Annotated in this window: 24 protein-coding genes; 16 read left to right on the top strand and 8 right to left on the bottom strand. The window is 57.0% G+C overall.

Features of this window, described 5'->3' with window-relative positions:
- Positions 1-94: 94 nt before the first annotated feature.
- The 5 genes from AC0VX3_RS20455 to AC0VX3_RS20435 form a co-directional block, all read right to left on the bottom strand.
- Positions 95-2,212, bottom strand: a complete 2,118-nt coding sequence (locus AC0VX3_RS20455; RefSeq protein ID WP_475522070.1) for a hypothetical protein — start codon at positions 2,210-2,212, stop codon at positions 95-97.
- Between the two features lie 155 nt (positions 2,213-2,367).
- Entirely contained in the window at positions 2,368-2,853 is a 486-nt protein-coding gene (locus AC0VX3_RS20450; protein WP_475522069.1) for a type III secretion system chaperone, read from the bottom strand.
- A gap of 403 nt (positions 2,854-3,256) precedes the next feature.
- Positions 3,257-4,645, bottom strand: coding sequence for a hypothetical protein (locus tag AC0VX3_RS20445; RefSeq protein WP_475522068.1), 1,389 nt, complete (start codon positions 4,643-4,645; stop codon positions 3,257-3,259).
- Positions 4,646-5,143: 498 nt separating this feature from the next.
- Complete coding sequence (locus AC0VX3_RS20440) at positions 5,144-5,725, bottom strand: hypothetical protein (protein ID WP_475522067.1); 582 nt, start codon at positions 5,723-5,725, stop codon at positions 5,144-5,146.
- A 33-nt stretch (positions 5,726-5,758) separates the two neighbouring features.
- Positions 5,759-6,211, bottom strand: coding sequence for a type III secretion system chaperone (locus AC0VX3_RS20435; protein WP_475522066.1), 453 nt, complete (start codon positions 6,209-6,211; stop codon positions 5,759-5,761).
- Positions 6,212-6,580: 369 nt separating this feature from the next.
- Here AC0VX3_RS20435 and AC0VX3_RS20430 point away from each other — a divergent pair, with 369 nt between their 5' ends.
- On the top strand, positions 6,581-7,042 hold the full coding sequence (locus AC0VX3_RS20430) for a type III secretion system chaperone (protein ID WP_475522065.1): 462 nt from the start codon (positions 6,581-6,583) through the stop codon (positions 7,040-7,042).
- A 47-nt stretch (positions 7,043-7,089) separates the two neighbouring features.
- Positions 7,090-8,610: a hypothetical protein gene (locus AC0VX3_RS20425; RefSeq protein ID WP_475522064.1), complete on the top strand. Its 1,521-nt coding sequence runs from the start codon at positions 7,090-7,092 to the stop codon at positions 8,608-8,610.
- Between the two features lie 333 nt (positions 8,611-8,943).
- On the opposite strand, the gene AC0VX3_RS20420 is transcribed toward AC0VX3_RS20425, so the two are convergent.
- The 3 genes from AC0VX3_RS20420 to AC0VX3_RS20410 all read right to left on the bottom strand — a co-directional run bounded on the left by AC0VX3_RS20420 (position 8,944) and on the right by AC0VX3_RS20410 (position 11,599).
- The gene (locus AC0VX3_RS20420) at positions 8,944-9,612 is read right to left on the bottom strand and encodes a hypothetical protein (protein ID WP_475522063.1); all 669 of its coding nucleotides are present in this window, start codon (positions 9,610-9,612) and stop codon (positions 8,944-8,946) included.
- 224 nt (positions 9,613-9,836) lie between these two features.
- Complete coding sequence (locus tag AC0VX3_RS20415; protein ID WP_475522062.1) at positions 9,837-10,229, bottom strand: CesT family type III secretion system chaperone; 393 nt, start codon at positions 10,227-10,229, stop codon at positions 9,837-9,839.
- Between the two features lie 146 nt (positions 10,230-10,375).
- The gene (locus AC0VX3_RS20410) at positions 10,376-11,599 is read right to left on the bottom strand and encodes an HrpJ domain-containing protein (RefSeq protein WP_475522061.1); all 1,224 of its coding nucleotides are present in this window, start codon (positions 11,597-11,599) and stop codon (positions 10,376-10,378) included.
- A gap of 219 nt (positions 11,600-11,818) precedes the next feature.
- On the opposite strand from AC0VX3_RS20410, the gene AC0VX3_RS20405 reads away from it, so the two are divergent.
- The 14 genes from AC0VX3_RS20405 (at position 11,819) to AC0VX3_RS20340 (ending at position 22,584) form a co-directional block, all read left to right on the top strand.
- A complete protein-coding gene (locus AC0VX3_RS20405; protein WP_475522060.1) occupies positions 11,819-12,253 on the top strand; it encodes a hypothetical protein in 435 nt (144 codons plus the stop codon).
- A gap of 15 nt (positions 12,254-12,268) precedes the next feature.
- Positions 12,269-13,864 (top strand): hypothetical protein, encoded by a 1,596-nt coding sequence (locus tag AC0VX3_RS20400; RefSeq protein WP_475522059.1) that lies wholly within the window; start codon positions 12,269-12,271, stop codon positions 13,862-13,864.
- 58 nt (positions 13,865-13,922) lie between these two features.
- Entirely contained in the window at positions 13,923-14,303 is a 381-nt protein-coding gene (gene sctX, locus AC0VX3_RS20395) for a type III secretion apparatus assembly protein SctX (RefSeq protein WP_475522058.1), read from the top strand.
- 4 nt (positions 14,304-14,307) lie between these two features.
- Positions 14,308-14,667: a hypothetical protein gene (locus AC0VX3_RS20390; RefSeq protein WP_475522057.1), complete on the top strand. Its 360-nt coding sequence runs from the start codon at positions 14,308-14,310 to the stop codon at positions 14,665-14,667.
- Between the two features lie 105 nt (positions 14,668-14,772).
- Positions 14,773-15,330 carry a tetratricopeptide repeat protein gene (locus AC0VX3_RS20385; RefSeq protein WP_475522056.1) on the top strand — a complete coding sequence of 186 codons (558 nt, stop codon included), beginning with the start codon at positions 14,773-14,775 and terminating at the stop codon, positions 15,328-15,330.
- A gap of 43 nt (positions 15,331-15,373) precedes the next feature.
- A complete protein-coding gene (sctE, locus tag AC0VX3_RS20380; RefSeq protein ID WP_475522055.1) occupies positions 15,374-16,558 on the top strand; it encodes a type III secretion system translocon subunit SseC family protein in 1,185 nt (394 codons plus the stop codon).
- Positions 16,559-16,605: 47 nt separating this feature from the next.
- Positions 16,606-17,637: a hypothetical protein gene (locus tag AC0VX3_RS20375; RefSeq protein WP_475522054.1), complete on the top strand. Its 1,032-nt coding sequence runs from the start codon at positions 16,606-16,608 to the stop codon at positions 17,635-17,637.
- A gap of 54 nt (positions 17,638-17,691) precedes the next feature.
- Positions 17,692-18,186 (top strand): CesT family type III secretion system chaperone, encoded by a 495-nt coding sequence (locus tag AC0VX3_RS20370; protein ID WP_475522053.1) that lies wholly within the window; start codon positions 17,692-17,694, stop codon positions 18,184-18,186.
- Between the two features lie 33 nt (positions 18,187-18,219).
- Positions 18,220-18,726 (top strand): hypothetical protein, encoded by a 507-nt coding sequence (locus tag AC0VX3_RS20365; protein WP_475522052.1) that lies wholly within the window; start codon positions 18,220-18,222, stop codon positions 18,724-18,726.
- On the top strand, positions 18,626-19,297 hold the full coding sequence (locus AC0VX3_RS20360) for a hypothetical protein (RefSeq protein ID WP_475522051.1): 672 nt from the start codon (positions 18,626-18,628) through the stop codon (positions 19,295-19,297). The genes AC0VX3_RS20365 and AC0VX3_RS20360 overlap by 101 nt, the downstream gene beginning before the upstream one ends.
- Before the next feature lie 15 nt (positions 19,298-19,312).
- On the top strand, positions 19,313-20,617 hold the full coding sequence (locus AC0VX3_RS20355; protein WP_475522050.1) for a hypothetical protein: 1,305 nt from the start codon (positions 19,313-19,315) through the stop codon (positions 20,615-20,617).
- Positions 20,618-20,700: 83 nt separating this feature from the next.
- A complete protein-coding gene (locus AC0VX3_RS20350) occupies positions 20,701-21,714 on the top strand; it encodes a hypothetical protein (protein WP_475522049.1) in 1,014 nt (337 codons plus the stop codon).
- A gap of 126 nt (positions 21,715-21,840) precedes the next feature.
- Positions 21,841-22,341: a type III secretion system chaperone gene (locus AC0VX3_RS20345; RefSeq protein ID WP_348150847.1), complete on the top strand. Its 501-nt coding sequence runs from the start codon at positions 21,841-21,843 to the stop codon at positions 22,339-22,341.
- Positions 22,342-22,350: 9 nt separating this feature from the next.
- Complete coding sequence (locus AC0VX3_RS20340; RefSeq protein WP_475522048.1) at positions 22,351-22,584, top strand: hypothetical protein; 234 nt, start codon at positions 22,351-22,353, stop codon at positions 22,582-22,584.
- Positions 22,585-22,635: the final 51 nt, after the last annotated feature.

Below are 22,635 nucleotides of genomic sequence, written 5' to 3'. Positions count from 1 at the left end.
GCTGTCGGGGTGACCCCCGAGTGCCCTGCAAGGCCTGGCGATCGATGGATGACCTGCCTGGCTTGGGTTCGCACGAGGACTGCAACGCCGCAAGTTACTCGGTATTCTTATGGCTATGCTCGAGAATCGCGTTCAGGATGGCGGCAAAGCGGAGTGGGTCCTTTTTAGCAATACTCATGAGGTCCTTTATGGTTTTGTGAGGTCCTGTGTCGCTGTTGAAAAATTGGTCCAACTCCTTGAGGCTGCTTATGATGTCCCTCAAGATGCCTAGGGAAGCTGCGTCCATGTGGTCGGGTAAGGCTGCATTGGAAAAGAACTCCACGCCAAACTTCAGGTTTTTGGATAGGGCGTCCATATCTTCGATTGCGGCTTCGGCATTTTCTGTAATTGTCTGAAGGAGTACATCAAATTCCTTTTCTTCCAGAGGATACAGATATTGAGACTGGATGAGTCTGTTCCCCGAACTCAAGGTTTCCGGGAGTGACGCTTGATCGTTCGAAAAGTATTGTCCGATCAAACCAACGTAGCCAAACATCGACCCGGAGATATCGGTTACCCGTTTTAGATCTATCTCGGGAGACTTCCTCTTGGATTCTTCCATGAATCCTCTAAATGATTTTTTATTCAATAAGTCATTGTATTGATTAATACTGAAATTTGACAAAATTTCATTGTCATTGATATCGTAATAGTTCGATCTTCTTGCTTCGTATTGGCTGAGCAATTCAACGGCAGCGTAGAAGGTGTCGTAGTCATAGTTGTATGCTTCAAAGCGGATGTCCTTGCTTGCCGCATCAAAAAAATTCAGAAGCACGTTTTTTTCCGGGTCGATTCCGAACATTTGCGAATATCGCTCAATTCCCTGGCTGTAATCCGGGCGTTTCATCTCCGTGAAGGGTATCCGCAAATGAAGCATGCCGCGTAAAAGTTCTGCAGCCTCACCGAATGCTCCCGCTAGCCTGTTGCTGTCAGCATTGTCGGCGGCATACGAGAACCACTCGATCCAGCCATTCACTCTTTCTTCCGCGTATTCAATCCTGGTGTCTGGACTCTCGCCCAGAATGAAATCCTCTACGATCTGGTAGAGGACTTCCGACAGGACGATGCCCAGATCCGATTTCTCCAAGATACCCTGGTCGGGTTTCAGACCAATGGATTCCCATTTTATGGCTAATGGCTGCGACAGTTCTGCAAGATTGTCGCGGTTGAGCTGGTCAATCTCGATGTCGGGAAAGAGTTCGGACTTCAACTCTTGGGCAACGTTTCTGAGGTGGATGTAATGTCCCTTTTGGAGACATTTTTCCAAGTCGAATGTGCTGAAATTCGCACCGCTGGCTGACATCAACAGCTTTGCCATCGCTCTTTGATCGTCGCCCCATCCGAGCTTGTGAGCTTGAGAGATGACCTCTGCGAAATAACCGAGCTTGTTTGAGATCGCCAGAGACGTTTGCTCTAAGAATTCTTCCGAAAAGGGTTCGTTTGCGTATTCCTTTAGAAAGGTCTCAGAATCAGCCTTCAGTCCTTCGCCCACGCTTAGCAGAATGTGGTTTGTCAGTTTTTGAAGGAACCGGAGCCTCAGGTCATCGTCCAGATGGCTCTCGATCGTATCAAGCAGCGTAAGCGTATCCACCCCGATCTCGATGGTGCCAAGAGCTGAACGGAGGTACTTGTAACCTGGCAGGTCCGTGAAGTCGTCGACTGCCGGATGTTTCCCGAAATCATGAAGCTCCTGTTTCAGTATGGATCCGGTCAAGGACGTGGCGGCATCGAGAAACACGTCGCTGTTTAGCTCGGATTGGCCGAGATTGGTGGCGAGACTGTGGAAGGCGCCTGCCGCATCGCGGGAAAATCGCATGTCAGCCGCGATCCCCAACGCCAGATAAAGCTTGGCGTCACCTGCCACGAAAGATTGACCATTGCTCAACTTTCTGCTCACGAAGTCCGTGTAACCATTCCCGAGTTCCGACCTCAATTCGGTCAAGAATTTGTTTCTTGCAATATCCGCCTGCTTTTTTCGCTGATGTTCCGTCTTGTTCGCGGTCCCATCCACGTTTTTCAAGAAGACCTTGTCGTTCTTCGTCATCAGCTTCAAACATGTGTCGTGTTCATATGCTTTGGTGACAAGTGATTTTAGCACTGGGGCTTCATCGAACTCGCTTTCATGAGTCCTGCAAAATGAAGAAATTCGAGCGTAGTTGTTAATATCGGACATTTTATTTCCAGTATTCGGAAGGTCAATATTTGTATGCGAGTTGGGTCGAGAATTTAAGTGGCCGGCGCGACCTCGCAGTGACGCGTTCAGGCCCCGGCGATCCTTGCGAAGGCCTGGATCTTTCAGCGCAGGTCTGCCTGCAGCCTCACGCCGCGTCACACATTGAAGATGACCTGTTGATCTGGGCCTTCGGCGGCACCCGGGAACTTTTCTTCCCCGGCCCTGGCGGACGTGACCAGGTTGATAAGCCTCGAGGCGACCAGTTTGCGTCCAGCCAGGAAGCTGCGCAGCCTTTCTTCGAAGACCTCGACGGTCAGGCCTTCCGGCGCCACGGGCAGGGCATAGAGCAGCCGGCGGCTGGTATCGTTGAAACAGAGCGCGCCGCCGCCGGTGAACAGGGTCAGAAGATTGATCGAGAGGGCCTTTTCCTGGACCTCCGCTGTCACGTCGACCCCGTCGACCTCGTCGATCTGGCTCCAGAGCACCAGCGCGTTTTCCGCCGGCAGGAATTCAAACGCGACCGCGGCTTCGTCGATTTCCAGAAACAGGACGCTGCCGTCGAGCTCTTCGGGCTCCGCACCGAGTTTCCTGTAAAAATCTCCGACCAGGTCTTTAAAATTCTGCAGGGAATAGTGAATCATGCCGCCGTCCAACCGCCTGTGTCCAAGCGGACCGCCGTGACGGACGGCCTTGCGCCGCCGCCGCACCGGACCGCGCCCGGGACAAAAGCTGCCGGGCTCCAAAGCAACGCTGACGCCACTTTCCAAAATTCCGGGATGGTGGCCTGTCCCATTCGGCACAGGACGGTGACGTTTTACGCCCTTGAAAAGACGCAACTATCCAGCGTACCGCCGTTTGCGGACATGCGCCTGAACCGTGGTCCGTTACATTGAAACCAGAAGCTGATGACCATGCAACGCTCAAGGGGTTTGAGCAGGTTCCGGGGGAATCGGAGCGCTGGCGTATCGGGCGTTTCCTGATCGCCCGATACGCCAGCCTGACATCAAAACCGGTGCCGTGTTGCGTACCGGGAAAGAATTCGATCTAGCTTGTGCCGTCGAATATGGGCCATGCTTCACTCCGGTCCGGCAGATTTCTGGCGAAATCCCGCACTGTTTCCTGGTGGTGACGATTGTTCAGGCCCTGGGTGCAGAGCTCCAGGTTCTTGCAGGCAGCAGCAAGACGTTCCTTGGCGTGATCGCGCGCCGCCTCTCGCGGCACTTCAGACGTGTCATTACCGGTGGAAGCAATTCCCTCCTCGTAACACGCGACTGTGTGGACGCGAAAGCCTTCAGCGATTGCGGTGAATTTGTCTTCGGCGTCATAGCCGGCCGCTGTGTCGAGGTTCAGGAACGTCGTCAGGTCGGTAGCAGCCGTTTCCAAAACGTCCAAGCCGTCGGGGGTTTCCAACAAGGAGCCGCCTGATGGGAAAAACACCTTGCAAAGCTCCAGCGAATTCGTATCGACGAACGCCGCGAAGTCCTCGTTGACCTTGGCCTCGAGCCGCGCCTCACAGGTCTTCACACCCAAGCCGGAATACACACTGGCTTCGAAGACGTTTTGGCGTGAGGCGGGAGAAATTTTCGCCGTTCTCAACGGGCCGTCGACGAGCTTGATAATACCGTCAAGCTCTTCTCTCAGCGTATCTCGAAGAAGAGAATAAACTTTTTGCAGGTCGGACTGAGTTTCCCCATCGCTGTTCCTGGCGATGTTATTCAGCCCCTGCCTGAATGATGCGTTGTCGGCGAGTGACGGATTTTTCAAGATCGATCTTGCGAGCGTTTCGGAGTTGAAGGGGATCAGCGACAGACTACGCTGCATTTGCCCCAGATTTGTTTTGCAATAGTCATAGAGGTCATCGTCGAGTGTTAGAAAAATGTTGCCGTAAAGCTCATCGAAGCTATCACCCCCGCTATGCAAATTTCGTAGTTCCAGTTTCTCTATCCAGATCGAGACGGCGAGATCCGCGCCAAGGTCGGCAAGTTTTCCGTTGCCGGGCTGAGTATTTGCCGTCAGCCTGATCTGCCTGGAAAAAGTGCTGGGATCGATGCCTTCTTCTGGCACCGTGGATCGCGCATCGATCAGACAGTCTCCGGCGGTGATGAAATCCATGGCGCTTGCAGCCTTGAAGCCTTCTTCAACCTTCAGTTTTTCGGAGGCTAGCTTGCTCAGGGAGGGGCCATAGACATCGCCGATTTTCTTCACGAAAAACTGTTTGGCGTCCTGTCCCTGAAGTTTGCGTTGGTCCTCCGATTTTTCGGCACCTCCGGAAACCTTGACCAGGCGGTCCTTGTCCGTATTGAGTTTCAGGAGTGTCGCGCCCTTGCCTTTATTGACGCAATTGATGATGGGCTGGAGGGCGCCGGTATTATCCATACCCGGAACGTGTCCTTGATTGAAGCCTGGCCTTGACGGGAAATCGGTGTTGGACATTTCGTGTTCTCCTTGAAGTCCGTAGACGGGCGTCCGGCGCCTGTCTCAGCGGTGGAGCACCCTTTTTGTCAAATGTTTTGCCAAGGGCAGGGAAAGCCGCCCTGTCTGCTGCCGGGCCGCGCGTGCCGACCGATGCTGCGCGATCCCCGCACCGCATCGCCGCGTCGCCCAAGCTGTTGAAGCTTCCCTTGCCGCCGTCTCGTGCCACTGGCGGGCAAGGGGGTGGGCAACGACCGCAGGGGCCCGGGATCGAAGTTTCCGGGGCTGCGAAGCATTCCGTCAGTCCTTGAGGACCCGCGCTCGCGCCTGGCTCCATCCGGCGCCGGCCGGACACCCTTGCATCGCCTTGCCATGAAAAGGGGGCTGCCCGCCGATGACACATGTGAGGGGATGACGCAGAAGGTGTCCGCCTCAGGCCCGCCAAGGACCAGCGCGGCCCAGTCTCTGGCCGTCAACCGCGCCCGATCACCCGTGCGGTCGTCATGTCCGGGGTGGTTCTCACTGCTCGGACAACTTCGCGACCAGTTTCGCGACCTCGTTTTCGACCGTTTCGCTGACGAGCTGGTCAATCTCCGGAATGAGATCCCTGACTTGGCCGATGGTAACGCGTTTGACTCCGGTCAGACCATCGATGTTGAGACGCTGACCAACAAGTTTGGTCACCTCTTCCATGAGGCCTTCGGCAATTGAGAGGCCTTGGTCAAACTCTGCATCTTCACTGAGTTTCCCGTTTTCCTGCTCTTGCGGCGCAGTGTCGTTGTTCCTCAGTTCTTGATAGTGGTCGTGAAGCTGCGACTTCATGACATTAGTTGCCGCTGTACTGAATTTTGTCATCAGTACCCGGATCGTTTCCTGGTTGTGCTGCGCTTTTATCGAAGTGTATTGCTCGCCATCGCTATATTCTCTGATCTTGTCGCTGAGATTAGAGTATTTTATTTTTCCGGAAACAGTCGAATAGCCGATCTTGAAGTTATTATCTTCGTCGAACTTGATGTGTTCTTTATTTTTTTTGTTCAGCAAAGGCTCGAGCGAGGTCAATTGCGGGGCTTGTCTGATCGACAGAAGAGTATCGTTCGGCATGTCACACTGTTCCTTTTAAATGCAAAATTCTTTTCAGGCCTGAATGAACGCGCCGCCGGCCTGCGCCGCTTCGCGTTCGTGCCGCTCCTCCACCGACGCCGCCTGTCGCTCGAGGTCGAGCAAGTTGCGCGCCGCATTCACCTTGCGGCTCAGGGAAAGCAATTCATTTTCGAAAGCCGCTGCGTCGAGACCTGCCAGAAGGAGGCTGTTCATGCAGTAGTAGTTCTCGCCACCCGCGGCGAACGCCATGCCGTCATTCACGGCCGTGGCAAAACTCAATTGCAGCAGCTTTGAAGCAACCTGATTTTGACGCGCTTCCGGAATTGAGCCGATCACCGCCATGATCAGTATGCGGTCGCCGTCCGCGTTTGGCCGCACAACGACGGAAGTTCCGTCAAATTCGAATACGGCGCCGGCAGGATCGACTTCCATATCGCTTATGTTGATCGAGGCGCCGTATTCACTCATCAATTGTTCGTATTTCATGCCCGCATAGCCTTCCTCTGCAAACCGGAAATCACAGTTCCGAAGTCAGGGGGCACGCTATCGAAGCAATCGACGGCGTGCTGTGCCGGATGGCACATCAGGGGGCGGGCCTTAAACTTTCTGCTGCCTGCCGGTCCGGTGGGCGCAACTTGGAACCTTGTCCGGTTTGCTCCATGGGACCGCGACCTTGACGGGGTCTTGCGGTGCCGTTTGCCCGATTGAGAAAACCGGACCGCATATCGAATTTCGGCCGGGCTGAGTGTCAAATGAGACAGTCACCGATCGCTCGAATGCCTAAGAATTTTCAAGGCGCAGGGCAGTGCGGGCTTTTTGCTGTCTATCTTTTAATTCTGGAACAGGAGACCGTAAATGATCAGCACGGATCATGCCGCCTTGATTGCCGAATTCGGTAAATCCGTCGGCCTTGACGATCTTCGTTTCCAGGAAGACACGGCCATCCTGTCCTTCGACGATATTGCTGTCGAGATCCGCACGGACGATGAAAGAAGGCACTATGGCTTTGCCGCCGACCTGGGAGACGCTCCCGGTGTACCGCATGCCGACATCCTGCAAAAATTCGTCGATCTCGCCTGCGGTCTGGCGGTGACGACCGGCCTGAGCCTGATCCTGGATACAAACAGCGGCCGCTACCTTCTCGCCGACAAGCTTGATTACGAAGGCGCCGACATCAGCCATTTCGAGAAGTGTTTGAAAAGACTCATCGAACAGGCGGAGGTACTGGCACCGATGCTGCGGTCGGCGGAATTCCTGAGCACAAGCGAACCGGCTCCAAGCGGATACGACGCTTCGGAATTCGTCATCAGGGCCTGATCGCCCGCAGTTCTCCATCCGGTTTTCAACTCTGAATGAGGTTAGCTATGCCACAGGTAGGTGGGCGTCACGGTCCGGCCGATGCAACGATCAAGTCTTTCGAGCGTGCAGCGGAGGTCGGCAAGGGAACGCTTGCGCTTAACAAACATGGCAATATCACCAAGCTCGGCGGCGGATTTCTCGGCAGAATTGTCGCCTCGCTTCAGGGCGAGAGCAAGGTCAAGCAAGTCAGGCAGCAATTCGCCGAAGTGATTCAACACAAGTATCCGGACGTTGGGGGAACGATCTTGCGGGATTTCAACGCCGACAGTTCCAGGCCATTGAGCAGCCGCAAGGTGAAAAGACTGGTCAAGCTCGCAGACCACGTAAAGAAGGAATACCAAACGAGGGCAGCCTCCAAAACGGCGCTTGAGGCGACCCGCATGAATGCGCTTAACCGGGCGGCGGAGATGCCGAACAGGCCGGCCAGTCAGATTGAGCCTGCCAGGATCGCGGCCGACACTCTCGGTGAGACTGCCGAGGTGACGATCGAGACTTCGAATTCGCCGGCCATGGCGGCGATCAGCAAACTGAATATCCGGCCCGATGACAGCGGCAAGCTGAGAAGTCTGACAGGCCAGGCGATGGCTGCCTACGTCAACGATCCAGGCACGGGACTTGAGGACCTGGGTCCCGGGGACGTCAACAAGAGGATCGCCGAAAAGGCTCTGCTTCTGGATTCTGGCGGCAATCCGATTATCGACAGACTGTACACCACGAATGCAGGCGATGCTCACGACCCGGCCCGGACGGGCTTCATTCAACAAGATGTCAAGGAGGTCAACGACGCCGGCAGACATCTTGATGCCACTCTCCGGCAGCTTGAAGACGAGGGTTATCTGGATGCGGGGAGTTTTGCCAACGAACTCAGCACGGATGCGATCAGCCAGTTTAAAGCCGTCGTGTTTTCACGGCCGCTGATGCCATTCAACGAACTCCTGGACATGATTGTCGGGCAAAAAAACGACGGTGCGCTTAAACATCCCGCAGAGGAATGTCTCAAGGTCGTCAATGGAACTTTGAGCCGGCTCGAGACCATGATCGCGACGTATGAAGATGCGACGCTGTGGGACGGCCTCGACCCGGAGGAACGGCATACGCTTGCGGAACTCTCCGTCGCAGCCCGGGAGCTTCACGATGAGGCGCTCGATCCGGACGGGTTCTACTGCCAGATCTACAGTCTGGCGAGCGCCTTTGTCGAAGACGCACCTGAAGACGTGAAAAGCGAGGTCCTGGCGGAAATCCGGGGCAGGCTCGATCCGGATGAGGCGGCAGGTGAGGTAACCGGTACTTCTGGTGATCCTGACGACATCTCGGTAGTGTCTCTGGACAGTTTTGACGACATGTCGGTAGTGACCTTGGATGATTGGGTCGAATCCTCAGATCTGACCAGCGACTCGGCGACGTACGACAGTACGACGAGCCTTGAAGAGCTGACCGATGCAAGCACGGAAGAAAACTCGCCTACGTCTGATGAAACGACGGACATCATTTCGGACCAAGTTGCGACAGAGAGCAACCGCATCTGATTGGATCCGGTTTGATGGTATTGGTCCGGTTTCCCAGGCAGGAGCACTGCGCCGGGCGGCCTGGTTGGCCGCCTTTCATACCCCCGGCGGCCTGGTTGGCCGCCTTTCATACCCCCGGCGGCCTGGTTGGCCGCCTTTCATACCAATGAGTTTTGATGGCTCATCTGACCGCGTTTGGAAGCCATTTCGCCAGACGTGTGTGGCAGGCCGATGACCCATATCGCCTTGCGACGCGCTCTTCGTGGAGTTGTCTCATGGCATGGTCAAACGGGTTCCTGTTTGTTGCGACTGGTATAAACGCGCTACGCGCGGGCCTCCGGAAGGTTGGCCGGTTCAGGAAAACTGAAGAAGCAGAAGCTTGCGCTGGGCGGCGCGCTGTTCTGAGCGGTAGGCCGGATCCTTGCGTGCAAGCCGGGCTGCCAGCGCGAGATAGCGCTTTGCGCTCTTCTGGTCCTTGAGCTGGAGTGCGCAATATCCGGCAAGCAGGTAACTGCGCGGATGCTTTTCATTCGCCTGGATCGAAGCGACGGCAAGATCGTAGCCGCTGCGATACAGGGCCTGGCGATTGGCGCAGGCGGACAGGGCCAGCAGACTGCCGGCGATGTTCCCCTCAAGGGACGCGATCAGCGAAAAGAAGCCGACCGCCTGCGCATATTCGTCCTGGGAGAACAGGGCGTAGGCGGTCTCGTAAATGTCCCTGAGGCTCGTGACGTTCGTTCTGCCGGGCGTGAAATGCGCGTCGAAAAATGTCTGGAAGTCGCCCTCCATCAAATCCGATACGCCGCATTCGTCCAGATAATACTTCAGCGAGACATCATCTTTTTGAACGGAGGTCAGCTTTTTTTGGAGCTCGTTAAATAGAAAGAAAATCATATCTTGACCGCCCAGGCCGGGGACGTTGTCGAAACTCATGTCGTCCGGGGTTAATGGGGCGAGGCAGGCGCTGAAATCATCTGGTTCGTGGAACACTGGAGCTTCCAAAACTTGCGTTTGCTTAGTCAACGTAGTTCACTTCTCTTTAGCTTGTTGTATTTTTTATTACAACTTGGCAGCTTTTACGCAGAAAAACTTGTCGATTATTATAGTGCATACATCGACGCTCGCGTCTATTTACGTCATTCGGCATGCAAAATACAAGGAAGTGTTCAACAGGCGAAGTCACATTTCCCCGATTGGGATTGGAAACACCGGTTTGCTGAAATTGGGCCGCAAGGAATGCGTGCATTTCAGTTTATCTGCATCCCGTCATGAAGTGAGATCAGCCGGTCCAGGCAGTGTTCAATCGATTGCAGGTCGAGGGTTTGATCATCGAGGCTTGCTACTATAACGGGAGAATCATCAGCGCTCAATCCGGCGTTGATCGTTAGGCGAAGATAGCTATCCCAACCGGAAAGGGCGAGCAGGTCTTTCAGGTGTTCGGCAAGCAAGGGCCTCGCGGGTTTGCGTTTCAGGCTGATCAGCGTGCGGGAACCATCTTGCGATGGAGTGAAGCAAAGCGTTCCGGCGCGCTCGAACTGAAATGTCAGGCTGCCATCGTCGGCAGCGGACACACGGTCGATTTGCATGTTGGCCGCGAACCCTTCGATCGTGCTCAGGGTTCTGCTCGAAAATCCGATCATGTCATAGACTCCAAATTCTGCGCTTCGGGTGACGGCCCTTGAAACCGGCTGTATGGCCGAGCGTCGGCGCTGGTCCCGGCAGCCGGTGCGGGGTCCTCCGGAGTGCTCCGGCAAGGGAATGATGTCTGGTTCGGTGCTGAAATCGACTACGCCTGGGCGTTGTCCGCTTCGTAGGCCTGTTCCTCGATAGCGGTGAGATCGCTCCGCAAGGCTTCCAGCATGCTGCCTTGCTGTAGGCGGGCTTCATTGGAGGGATACGAGCGGTCGGAAATCATCTTGTGAAGGTCATGCAGACCATTGGCGAACACGACGATCATGTCGACGGCGCTGTCATCATAGGGTTTGATCACCTGCCGGGCGTCCGAAAGGTTGGGTGTCTTTTTGGCGCAGAAGTTCAACAGCGCGCTCGTCAACACCTCCGGCCCGTTGGCATTGGGGCCGTCGACGATCTGCGGGCTGGCGAATTGCGGATCCATACGCTGCATCGTGTGGATCAGGTCGTCGCTCGCCTGATACACCGTGCGCATTTCCTTCAGCTTGCCGAGTTCCTGTGTCAATCCGCCCAGAAGCACCGGGTCGGTCTGGTGGCTTGTGGCCGCGAGGTCGTCTCCGGCCGTCTCCAGGAAAACACCGACGACGGTGTCGAAATTGAGCCGCAGGTTGAAGTCGGCGAGCGCGTCGAACAGCTGCCCCATGTGCATCGGGCCGCGCAACATCTCCCGATACCGGTCGCGCAAGGCTGCGGGGTCGGTCTCCAGGGTCGGCGCCGCTTCCGAGGCGCGTTGCGCGATGGCGTAGCCGGCCTGGACGTTGCGGGCGATGTCTGGGTCTTCGAAGACGGCCTGGGTCCGGTCGAGAACCGCAAGCAGGCCCTGGCTTGCGCCGGTCTCCTCGAAATACTGGCGGGCGATCTGCAGCGCTTCATATTGATGCGTGACGTTGCCGTCGAAATCCCTGAGCGCGCGCAGGACGTTGTCGGTGGAGACCAGGCCGTCGCCGGCTCCGCCTTCCTTGTCGAGCAGGTCCTCGAACTTCTGGAGTGTGCCGACAAGCGCGCGGAGGCTGGCCTCCTTCGGCATGTCCGGAAGCTTGTCGTAATAATCCGCGATCCGCTTCAGGGCTTCGATATTCGCGCCGGCGCCCTGGCGGATCTTGGCCTGACCGAGGGTCCGCTTGTCGGCGAACTTGCCGACCGCGTTGCCGATTTCCTCCATGATGTCGCTGAGGTCGGACTGTTTGGGAACCAGAGTGGTGGCGTCTCCCTTGCGCGCGCCGCGCGCCTGTTCCAGAACTTCGGCGCCGACGGTCGACTGGACATTCGCCGAGGCGATCTGCTGCCGGGTTACTCCGAGGTCTCTTAATTCAGCCAAATCTGCCTCCGCATCGCACTCTTGTCATTCTCATTTGTGGGACATGTGCGGTCACCGCGCAGTGCATTGGGACCCGAGTGCAGCACGCATCCATGCATGCACTAAAATAGTCTTTCATTCCGAAGACATTTGTACCGAATGGCACACCTGCATTTCTTAAGAGCTTTATTTTTCGGATTTACACGACAGGCATGAGGAGGTCGCGTCTTGGACCCGCAGGTGCGCAGAGAAGAAACTTTGACCGGTGAGAACGCCTCGCTTGATCAAATTGAAGACATCGACCGCAGATTGCGCAACTTCCGGCGCGACGCGGCGCGGCGCGGCGATGCGATGGCCGACATGTTTGCCCGGATCGAAACCGTCATGCGGCAGATCATGGCGACACCGCTCCTGCAGCATGATGCGCATTGCCAGAACCTCGTGGCGGCAATGGCGCGCGCCGGAACCATGGAAGACTTCGCCGACCGGGTGTTCGACTTCGGCTTTCATGTCAATCGGATACTGCCGGACAAGGCCGCCCCGGGCGCGCCGGAATCCGGAACAGCAGCGGGCCCGGCTCAAAGCACGGTGGCGCGCCTGAATGTTGATCGGCCCCTGCTTGATCCCGAGTTGCAAGGCGGCCGCAAGGCGGGCCGCCGCCGCTTGCGTCTTTGAACGGAGAAGTCTCTCATGGTGATAACAAACACGTCTTTCTGGGCGAATAACTTCTCCTATCCGAAGGATCCGACGCCGGACCCCAACCCCACGCACAACATTCCCGGTTCCACGGATGACAATTCCGGTGGTGAAGTCAACGACGCCAATTCGGAAGCGCTGTTCCCGTTCATGGACGGCACCAGCGACGAGACCAGCCTGGCCAGCCCGACGGACGGGAATGGCAACGAGGTCGATCTGGATACCGTCGCGCAGGCGGACATCTCTTCGGATTTCTTCAACGGCCTGCACTCGGCCCATCAACTGCAGTTGCTCAACCGGTTCGAAGGCTCACTGGTTCTCCAGGAAGGGACCGACGAGCGGCTCGACGTGCTTCTGGCCGATGACGCACGCACCGTGCTGACCTTGCAGAACCTGTCCAAGACCGACATCGCCACATTGAGTCTCGCGGATCAGGAGCTGATCGTGGACTACCTGGCGGGCCTCGGCACAGGGGGGGACGGTGTCAGGGCGAACCTGGCCTCCGTCTGGGGTGTCCAGCTCGGCGACAACGTTGCGATCAATCGCGAGGTTGCGATTGCGCTGATCCAAGCTGCCATCAATGACGACATTATACCCAGAAAAAGCGACAATGAGGACCTGTTCACCGACCAACTGGACAATCTCAAACTACTTGTCGACAGGAATGCCCTGTTTTCCCTGGCGGATATCCAGCGTGAAGTGGATGCGATCAAGGAAAGATTTGATCGGGTGGCCACGTTCGAGGAGTCGATAGCCCCTGACCATATCGTCGAGGGCGGCGAGGACGAGGTTTATCACGGGCTGAACAGCACGGACAACGATGCCACCATCGTGAACGGTCTGAAAAACTTCGTCGCCCAGGAACAGCGTCTCCTGGATTTGCAGAACAAGCGTCTTGAAATTGCCGCGAGCAGCAAATCCATGGACGTACCGACACTGATCGCCGCGTTGCAGCTGACCTACAACATCGAAAAGGAAGCCGAGGTCGCGATCCTGACCGAGGAGATGCAGCAGCAGAACGCGCTGCTCAAGGACTACGCGGAAATGCAGCGCATCGTGAACGAGGCCCTCAAGCATTTCTCGAGCGGGGAAGACGCGGCCGAGGAAACCCGGGATGCGGAAGGAAGCAAGGATGGAACGCACGTCATCTGGCTGCCGGATAAAAACGTGGTTCCACACGAAGATGATGAAGATATTCCCAAGGATAATTCCTCGTTATCTACCGGCGAAAGGCGGGTCCTCATCATGTTCGATGACAACTATTCCGGGCCCTATACTTTTAAATCCGGACACCCGATCGAGAAATTGCACGGGATCACGCGCCCCCTTGATAACATCGTCAGCAACGTACAGGCTAATAATACCCAGGACCCATATTTCGTCCAGCAGCACCTCAACAAGCGTAGCCAGTCGCAATGGAACATTTTCTCCACCCAGCTTGCCGATGCCGTGACGCTGATCAACCAGAACAGCCAGATCCTGACCAACGAGATTTCCTCCATGAACCAGGAACGCAACCGGCACTATGATCTGGCCAACAACGCCTTGCGGCGGATGAATGACATCCTGACCTCGATCGCGCGCAGCTAGGCCGCGCGGGTGAAATGTATCTCCACTTCTTCCTCGCGAACCAGGGACGGAAAAGATAATGCGCATCCAGCGGCTTGATACCGGTCTTGAAAGCATCTCGCGCTGGCGGGTCGACGATGAGCATCATCTGCCCGTCGAGGGAAAAAGTGCGCCGAAATTCCTGCCGAAACATCGAGAGCTGGACGAGATTCTCAGGCGGCCGTCTCTGGACGAGCGGCTGGCGGACTTGCTTGAACCCGCCTTTATCGATCCGGATCTTCTGGAGCCGAGCGTCATGTCCGAAACCCGGATGTCCGTAAGGCACCTGATGCAGACGGCTGCGAAGGACGCGGGCGGACCGGCGAAGGCCGCGCTTGATGAAGCGGCGGCGCTCCTGGGAGACGAGGTCGAATTCGATCAGGAAGTCCGCTCGGCGCTGGCCGCCCTGTTGAAAGGGTGACGCAATGCAGCTCGTGCAGCCCAAGGAAGACTTGACGAGCCGGCAGCGGGATTATCTGCTCCTGACAATTTTCGTACTGACGCGTCATGGGTATTACGACCGCGCCCTCATTCTCGTGGAAAGCATGTTGGCGCTGGAGGAGGATGGCGCGGAAGTTCGGCTTGCCCACGTGGTGCTGAAGTTTCTTGAAAAGGACTTTGTCGGCGCCCTGGCCGATCTGGATCATCTGGAAAGCCTGACGCTCTCCGGCGGCCTTTCTTCGCGCACGCTCGTCATGCGGCGGTATCTGCGGGCCCGCTGTTTTTTTGAAACGGGGCGTCGGCAGGAAGGTGAAGCAATCGCCCGGGCGCTTGCGGCAAAATAATCAGGTTTTTTTGCCAAACCGCCCTTGCCCTGTGTCTTACGGTACAGCGGCGGCCTGCCCCGATTGTTAGTTAACGATCATGGTTTTTCAATTGGAGGCAGTGGCATGTCGATACTCGATCTGGGGTTCCAATCGGCGGACGATCTCGTAAAGAGCCTGAATCTCGCCGCGCCGATGATCGACGATGTCATCAAGGAAGCCGGATTGTCGGAAGACAACCGCGTCAAGCTGATTAAGGCGGGCTATTCGTCCAAGGAAATCCTCGATCTCACGGACGCAGAGATGGATGCCTTGTTTCAGTCTGGCTATCAGGCTCTTGGTGCGGGTGATCTCCAGGGGGCCGAGGACATGTTTTCGGAGCTATGCCGGCTGGATCCGCTGGATGCCCGGTTTCCCTTCGCGCTAGCGGCAACTTTTCAATTGCAGGGGCGCTACTCTGCGGCGGCCAAGCTTTATGTGCTCGCGCTGAGCCTGAATGCGACCCATGCCGATACCTATGTTCGTCTTGGCGAATGTCTGATCGAGTCCGGGGAATTCGACCAGGCGCAGGAGGTTCTCGAAATCGCGCTTGCGCTGACGGACAAGGGACACGGCGACGAAGATACCAGATCCCAGGCAGAAAGCCTGATCGCGCAAATTTCGGAATTGGCCGCGCGCGCCTGAAGCCGAGAACGCATCAGGATCCATTAAATAGGAAGGGATTGCCGTGACAGATATAGCGCTCACTCGCCCGCTCGGCGGAAAGACGATGGATGTCGGGCAAAATGATGCCCTGGTGCAGCCTGACGTCAATCAGAAAAACACGCTCCAGGCGGGCATAGCCGCGCAGGCGGCCGGAGCCCTTCCTGACGTTGCCTTGGGGTCCAGGAAGGGCGTCGGAAATGCCGCGGGCACTCTGAACTCGGCGGCCGACATCATGAAATCGCTGGGTAAGATGATGTCGAAAGCGGGCGGCGACGCGCTGGATGCCGAACTCGCCCACGCCATCTCCAAGCTGAAAGACGTGGTCGGTGACGTGCAGACCGGAAAACTGCTGAACGATGAAGAGCGCAAACGCGCGTCCCTGTCCGACAAGCAGGCGAAGTTGGAGGAAGCCGAGGTCAAGCAGGCGGAGGCGAAGCAGGCTAAGGAAGACGCCAAGGTCTGGGGCGTGATCGGGCTGATTGCCACGGCGGTCGCCGCAGCCGTCGCTATTGTTTCGGCCGTTGCACTCTGCGCGACCGGTGCCGGTGCTGTGATGGGGGCGTTGTTGGTTGCTGGCGCGATCGCGGCTGTAATATCGCTTGTTGATTCATCCGTTCAGATGGCTACCGGAAAAGGAATTTGCGGCAACATTGCTCATGATATGGCCATCGCGCAAGGCATGAGCCCGGCGGAGGCGAAAAAGGAAGCGGAGAAGGCCGACGAGACGTTCGGGACCCTCATGACGGTCGTCACGGTAACTCTTGCGGTTCTCACGCTTGGCTCGGCGGGGGTTGCCGCGCTGGCATCTAAGTCTGCGTCCGTCGCGAAGGCGGTGGGACAGTCTGTGGTTGATGCGCTTAAGGTTGCCGCACACGATGGAATCAAGACCTCCACACAGGTATTGGCACAACAAATAGGGATGTGGAGCGAAATAGGGAGCGGCGTCGCCACGATCGGAAGTTCGGTCGCCACAATCGGCGGTTCGGTCACGCGCTATGACGCCGCCGAAAAAAGCGCGGAAGCGCAGGAACTGCGTGCGGACGGCAAGGATATCGAAGCCGTGATGCAGGCGTTGGACGATTTCATCGACATTCTCATGAACCAGATTTCCGGTGAGAATTCCAGGTTCAACGCGATGCTGGACGATGTGATGGGGTCGATGAAGGACCGCGCGAACACCATGGCCAGGGCGCAGTTCAGCGGCTGAAACGATTTTCCGTCCGAAACAGGTCTCTTCAAGACAAGGATATTTTCATGGGCATTACCCCGGCGCAGGCCAATATCGATCCGCAATTCCTGCCGGCTTCGTTCACCAACGGCAATGGAGAGCTGACCGTTTCCGTCGAAAAGGCGCAATCCATTGCCGCCGGTGTTCAGGCGAAAGTCTCCGATCTGCCTCCGGGGGAACAGGCGGTGTTTCTGGCGCTGCTGAAGAACCCCGACCTCAGCCCGCCGGCGACAACAACGGTGGCGAACCTGTCCGCGACACTCGACCGGTTCGAACGGGCGGCGGCCGATATTGTCGTGGCGCTCGCCGAAACGATGGCATCCGGCGACAGTTCGAAAGTTCTGGCCCGTCTCATGATCGAACTGTCCGGTCTGCAGCGCAAGGAAGCCCTCGACAGCAGGCTGGCGGCCCGGCAGCAGGCCAAGAGCGAGTTGCAGACCCAGGCGGGTGACATGCGCGCGGCAGCCGCAAAAGCGACCGAAGCCGCTGTTACCCAGTTGGTGACATCGATTGTTTCTGCGTCAATTTCTATCGCTTCGTCTGCGATCTCTATTGGAAGCTCGGCAAGTTCTCTGAAAAAATTGGATAATTTGGAGGGATTGTCCAATGTCAGTATCCCGGAGCCGAGGGGCTCCGAATTCAAGATCGGCAGCCACAGGGCGAATTCCACCACGAGTGGTGCGGCGGGGGGCTGGACCAATGGCGCTGTGGGTGGTGTTTCGGAAGGTGTCGGTATTGAAACGCAAATGCAGATGGGGCTGAAGAAGATCGCTGCCAACGAAGCATTCCAGTCTGGCATTGGGGGTGTCGTCCAATCTCTTTCAAAGGTGGCTGATACAGCTGGTGGGGCAATCGCAGCGGGCAAGACGCAAGAATCGGAAAACCTGAAAGCCGATGCGTCCCTGGCTGCCGCCGATGCGGAAGAAACCAAGAGCGAAGGCGATCTTCATCGAGAATTCCAGCAGACGCTGGATGAAATGATCAAGGCCATGACGAACTTCCTGAAGGAAATGCGTTCCGCGGAAGTCGAACAGATGGCTGCCGTCACTCGAGGATAACGTCTGACGGGCGGGAGCAGGTCTTCCGTCCGCTGCGATTGGGCTGGATTTGAAATGGACCGCACGACATTCGAAACATCGGTTCGCGGCTTCTGGAAGCATCTGGGGCTCGGCGCACCGGATCTTGACCGGGATACGGACGTGGTCCTGTCCGTCGATGATCTTGAGGTCATCCTGTGGCATGGCGAGGACGGACAGGTCCTGGTGATCGAAGCCGAAGCCGGCGGTCTCACCGGCAACGGTGCGGCTCAGCGCGGGGAACTGGAAAAACTTTTGAAAACCAGTTTCGCGTTGAGCGCGGTGCGCGACACCATCGCAGTCCTGGAAGGCGAGGGCACACCGCAAGGACCGCGCATTCTGGTGCGTGGATTTTATCGCTATCAGCAGGGTGATTTTGAAAAGCTCTCCGATCTTGTTGCCGATGTCATATCGAGCGCGGAAACGCTGCGCCAGACGCTCACGGGAAACCGGGGACTCTGGAGACCGACGGACATGGGTGCGGCGACAGGCACGCCGCAAGAGGACGCGTTTGTGATCCTGAAGCCCTGACAGTGAGTAGTTCAATCCAAAACGAGGATCGAGATGACAATTCAAACAACCGGAGACACCGGTCCACAGCACCGGCCAGAGGGTCTGCCAGAGGGTCTGCCAGGGCGTCTCGATGTGCTGACGCAGTTCTGGGAAGGTGGTGTTCGTACGGAACTCGGTCTGGAAGAGAGCGATCTGGAAGCCGTTCTTGGCGTTGCCAACATGAAGTTGAAGGCAGGGGATCAGTCCACGGCACAGCGCATGTATCTCGCGCTGGTACTGTGTGATCCGGGCAACTTCAAATTTCAGCAAGGCCTCGCAAATGTCTGCCTGAAGACCGGCGAATTCGACGCCGTCGTTCAGACGGCCTCGGTCATGGTCATGCTGAAGCCGGATGATCCGACAGGATACTATTTTTCCGGTGCGGCCTGTCTCGCGCTCGGGCATCTCGCGGAGGCACGTGAAGACATCACCGACGCTCTGGCTTTTGCTCAGCAGAAACAGGATGCCGTTCTCGTGGGTGAATGCCGGCGGCTCCTTCTGCAATTGGATGCGCAGTAGACCCATGTCATCGCAGGCCGATACCGTGCCCGGTTCCAGGTTGAGCGTCCTGCTGGGCGTCGATGAAAGGGGGACGGCCCTGCTACGGGCGCTCTTTGTCCAAAGCACAGGTACCCTTGGTATTGACGGTGCGACGTTGTTCGACCGGCTTGAAGTGACAGGCTCGTTCAAGGAGGCGCTCGGCGTATCGGACAACGCACTCGAAGTCCTCTATGCCCGCGCGTTCCAGCTCATTCAGACCGGACATTCGTCGCGCGCGGAAGATATTTTCCGGGCGTTGTGCGCGCTGGACGGCGAACAGGTGGATTTCTGGCTGGGTTACGGCATCTGCTTGCGCGCCCGTCAGGACAACGGCCAGGCAATGCTGGCCTTCGATGTGGCTGTGAAACTCGCACCCGATGCACCGGCCCCGCATCTGCACAGGCTGGAGCTGTTCATCCGGACGGGCCGTTGGGAAGAGGCCGCCGAAGCTTTGGCCTTGTTCGACGAGAGAGCCGGCAACGCCAAAGACGCCTCTTTTCCGGAGGCTGCCGCCCCTTTCCGAAAAGCGCTCGAAATGCGTGAAACCTGAGAAAGACGATTTGGTTTGGTCGATATTGCGCAACTTGAGAAGGTTTACAGGGACTATCTTCTGGGAAAAGGGCTTCAGGCATTTTTGAAGGACGAACCGGATCCGCTCCCGGCGTCCATGCGTCTGGCCCCGGACATGGCATCCGGCTTGGCCCCGGATTTGGCCCTGGATCCTGCACAGGACCTGGCGCAGACGGGAGCTGTTTCCGAGACCGTGTCCTTGAACAAGGTGCCGGTCCACACTGCGGAAACCCTCTATCCGGCCGAACCGATTGCGGCTGCGCGCAAGAATGCCTCCGTCAAGGCATGGCCTCCCGCGATCGGGCTGACGCCGCCGGCCCCCGCGCCGGGAACGGATGATATCGAAGCCGTCCTGGCAACCGCTGTCTCCGATTTCCTGAAATCGGTCAACAAGATGGGCGACGGTGGTATCGGAGCGCCGCGACCGGCGGACCTTGGCCCCGGCCGGCGCCCGGCTTCCGGAGTTGGAGCAGGCGGGGCAACCGGTCCGGATGGCGGTCTGTCCCGGGACCTGTTGAGACAACTGGCTTTCGGTTCGAAAGACCATGGCGCCGCCGGCGGTCACGATCCGTTGGCGCAGGAACCCGGTGCCGGCTGGACCGGCAGGCAGGGCGCCGGGAACACGCAGTGGGGTGAAAATCCGCTGGAAACGTTCGGCCCGTTCACAAGGTTCGGGACGACAGGGCAATCCGGGCCTTCGTCCATGACCCGGCGTTCAGAAAACCCGCAGCATTCTAACGGGTCTGCGGATCCGGACCACGCCCTTGAAATCGAGGCGGAGTCCGGCATCACCCGTCACCATCACGAGGACTTGCCATCCCTGTTGCTGAAGGCGCTCGACAGCATCGACAAGCAATCGGAGATGTTGTCCCTCGTCGTATTGAATGCGGCAATGATCCCGGGCTGGCCCGAGCAAAAGGCCTATTTTCCGCTGACCAGCAATGAGGCGAAAGATCTGTTGCGGTCGGTTCAGGAAAAGGGCGACGTGAATATCGACGACATCATGACCTACTTGGCCAATCTTGGCATCAATTCGCCCTTGCGTGAGAAGCTGATGAAGAGCGCTCCGAAGGGCAGGGAAAAGAGCAATCTGCTGCTCTGGCTCCTGGCTTTGCACAACATCGTGGAAAGTGTGGTGAGCGGTCTTGCGCGCGAAGCCGAAGACGCCTTGTCCCTGGGGAATGGTGGGTCCCCTGAAGACGGTGGCGACAGGCGTGTATCGCCGGAAGAGGCGCCCGGGAGCCGTCCGTCGGCAAGGAAGTCCCCCAAGAAAACGAGAAACCGTATTTTTCTCACTTGAGCGAGCCGGAAGGCACCATCTGGCAAGACAAGTATCTGCCGGAACGTCCTGTCTCAAGCTGACCAATTAAGGAAGATGGCATCATGGGCACTGATATTTCTTCAACGACACAGATACCGGTCCTCCAGTCGCAGTCCCTTCTGCCCGCTGCCGTGGATCCGTCGGTGGAGGCAAGTGCGGCCGCGGTTTCCGCGCCGCAGGTGGAACAGAATGAAAGCGGTCTTCTCTTCAGCTTCCTGAAGTCCAGATCGTCTCTGGAAGGTCTCGGGCTCAGAACACCTCGCAACGCCGGTGACACCGAAGCCCTCCTGCTGGAAGTTTCCCTGATCTCGGAGCGCCTCTTCAACAACAACAACGCCGCCAAGGGGATCGCCCAAAGTGTTGCTAAGCGCAATGAGCTGAGCGAGATTCACAAGAATTTCCTCAGTATTGAATCCCTGCAAAACGGCATTCGGACCGAGACCGAAAAAAGAGACGAGAAGCTCGCCGGGAAAGCGGCACTTGAGACCGACCTGTCCGCGCTCCGCCAGCAGGAGAGCGATCTGCTCGTTCTCGTTTCAGGCCTGTCGGGTGATCCGGAAAAGACCGATGAGCTGTCTGTCGCAACGCAGCTATTGAACCAGGTTAGGGAAGAAATCGGTGCGCTTGAGACCGGAATTTCGACGCTTGGTGAAGAAATCGGCCAGTTGGAGGCCACGCTTGGTGAATTGAACGGAATGTTGCAATTCGCGAGTTTTTTCGGCGAATTTCTCGGAAATATATTGTTGAAATTACTGTATCATACAGATATTCAAGAACTTGAGAAGGCGCAGAAACATGCGCACGGAGACGATCAGCAGGAAAAGTCCACGGCAGTCTTGCCCGAGTTCCAGAGAGTGCTGGAAATCGATCTCGAGGACTCCTTCATTCAGGATTTGATTGGTGAAGACCTGCGTCAGGACGAGCTCGAAGAGCTCACGGAACTGACAATCGGCCTGTCCGGGGTCCTGGTTCAGATCTCGGACGTATTGCTTCAACTAGGTGATCTCGCCGAGGTCGATCTCGATGCGGTCGCCAGGGAAAACAACAAGGAGAGAAGGCTGCAGCTTTCTCTTTAAAAAAACGGCTTCAGGCAATCTGTCCAGGTGATCGGCAAAACATCTTTTGCCGGGACAGGAGAAGGTTGCCGGACATTTTTATTATAACAACGTCGTGCCGAGTTTGAGAAACGTAAGGGTTGCTCCATGATTACCCGCGATGAGGCAAATCTGCTGCTGAGTCACTTGGCGAAACGCTTCGACATAGCCTCACTTGAATTGAATGACGTCAACACGGTTGTACTGGCGTTTGGAGAAACCAACGAATTGATCATCGAATTCGTTGAACAGGGAGGCCTGTTTGTCTTCTGGTGCGTTGTCGGCTCGCTCGCGTCCCTGTGCGGGGACAAGAAACAGCTGGAGTTCGCCAAATATCTCCTGAACAAGAACTTTCCGAGCAAGGCTCTTAACGGAGCCTATTTTGCGACCGATTCCGAACTCGATGTCGTTCTGCTTGCGCGCCGGGTTGAGTTCAATCCGTCTCAGAGCGCCGAGTTCATTCAGGGCGCCCGGGTTTTTGCCGAACAAGCGCTTCACGTGACGAAGGAACTGGACAAAGCTGTTCTGGAATTGCCTGGTCATGAGCCTGCCGAGGCCATGGCTCTGCAAAGGGGCGATGAACACGACACCACCTTTATCCGGGGCTAGTGTGACGGTATGAACGATATTACCCGTCCCGGACAAAAGCCCTTCCAGGTTCCCGTTGCGCCCGAGCAGCAGGTTCACGGGACCGGCACGACCCGGGACAGCGGCGAAGGCGTGCAATTCCGCAAGGCGGACGAAAGCTCGATTGCCAGGCTGCTTCAGGGCAAGATCGCGCGTGAGCCTGAGATGCCCGAATTTTCAGGGCAATCCATTATTTTCCGATCGGCACGGGACAACAAGAATTGAGCCGGGCGCTGCCGGCCGAGTTCTGAGACCCTGGCGCTGTTCAATCCTGTC

This window comes from Roseibium sp. QJM3NY_11, assembly GCF_056173175.1.
Note: the sequence above shows the minus strand (reverse complement) of the source record. Positions and strands in the feature narration are given on the sequence as shown.

What these genes read in the sequence shown, in the direction of transcription:
- AC0VX3_RS20455 (WP_475522070.1), bottom strand. Translation starts at nt 2,212, where the DNA reads ATGTCCGATATTAACAACTACGCTCGAATTTCTTCATTTTGCAGGACT.
- AC0VX3_RS20450 (WP_475522069.1), bottom strand. Translation starts at nt 2,853, where the DNA reads ATGATTCACTATTCCCTGCAGAATTTTAAAGACCTGGTCGGAGATTTT.
- AC0VX3_RS20445 (WP_475522068.1), bottom strand. Translation starts at nt 4,645, where the DNA reads ATGTCCAACACCGATTTCCCGTCAAGGCCAGGCTTCAATCAAGGACAC.
- AC0VX3_RS20440 (WP_475522067.1), bottom strand. Translation starts at nt 5,725, where the DNA reads ATGCCGAACGATACTCTTCTGTCGATCAGACAAGCCCCGCAATTGACC.
- AC0VX3_RS20435 (WP_475522066.1), bottom strand. Translation starts at nt 6,211, where the DNA reads ATGAAATACGAACAATTGATGAGTGAATACGGCGCCTCGATCAACATA.
- AC0VX3_RS20430 (WP_475522065.1), top strand. Translation starts at nt 6,581, where the DNA reads ATGATCAGCACGGATCATGCCGCCTTGATTGCCGAATTCGGTAAATCC.
- AC0VX3_RS20425 (WP_475522064.1), top strand. Translation starts at nt 7,090, where the DNA reads ATGCCACAGGTAGGTGGGCGTCACGGTCCGGCCGATGCAACGATCAAG.
- AC0VX3_RS20415 (WP_475522062.1), bottom strand. Translation starts at nt 10,229, where the DNA reads ATGATCGGATTTTCGAGCAGAACCCTGAGCACGATCGAAGGGTTCGCG.
- AC0VX3_RS20400 (WP_475522059.1), top strand. Translation starts at nt 12,269, where the DNA reads ATGGTGATAACAAACACGTCTTTCTGGGCGAATAACTTCTCCTATCCG.
- sctX (WP_475522058.1), top strand. Translation starts at nt 13,923, where the DNA reads ATGCGCATCCAGCGGCTTGATACCGGTCTTGAAAGCATCTCGCGCTGG.
- AC0VX3_RS20390 (WP_475522057.1), top strand. Translation starts at nt 14,308, where the DNA reads ATGCAGCTCGTGCAGCCCAAGGAAGACTTGACGAGCCGGCAGCGGGAT.
- AC0VX3_RS20385 (WP_475522056.1), top strand. Translation starts at nt 14,773, where the DNA reads ATGTCGATACTCGATCTGGGGTTCCAATCGGCGGACGATCTCGTAAAG.
- AC0VX3_RS20375 (WP_475522054.1), top strand. Translation starts at nt 16,606, where the DNA reads ATGGGCATTACCCCGGCGCAGGCCAATATCGATCCGCAATTCCTGCCG.
- AC0VX3_RS20370 (WP_475522053.1), top strand. Translation starts at nt 17,692, where the DNA reads ATGGACCGCACGACATTCGAAACATCGGTTCGCGGCTTCTGGAAGCAT.
- AC0VX3_RS20365 (WP_475522052.1), top strand. Translation starts at nt 18,220, where the DNA reads ATGACAATTCAAACAACCGGAGACACCGGTCCACAGCACCGGCCAGAG.
- AC0VX3_RS20350 (WP_475522049.1), top strand. Translation starts at nt 20,701, where the DNA reads ATGGGCACTGATATTTCTTCAACGACACAGATACCGGTCCTCCAGTCG.
- AC0VX3_RS20345 (WP_348150847.1), top strand. Translation starts at nt 21,841, where the DNA reads ATGATTACCCGCGATGAGGCAAATCTGCTGCTGAGTCACTTGGCGAAA.
- AC0VX3_RS20340 (WP_475522048.1), top strand. Translation starts at nt 22,351, where the DNA reads ATGAACGATATTACCCGTCCCGGACAAAAGCCCTTCCAGGTTCCCGTT.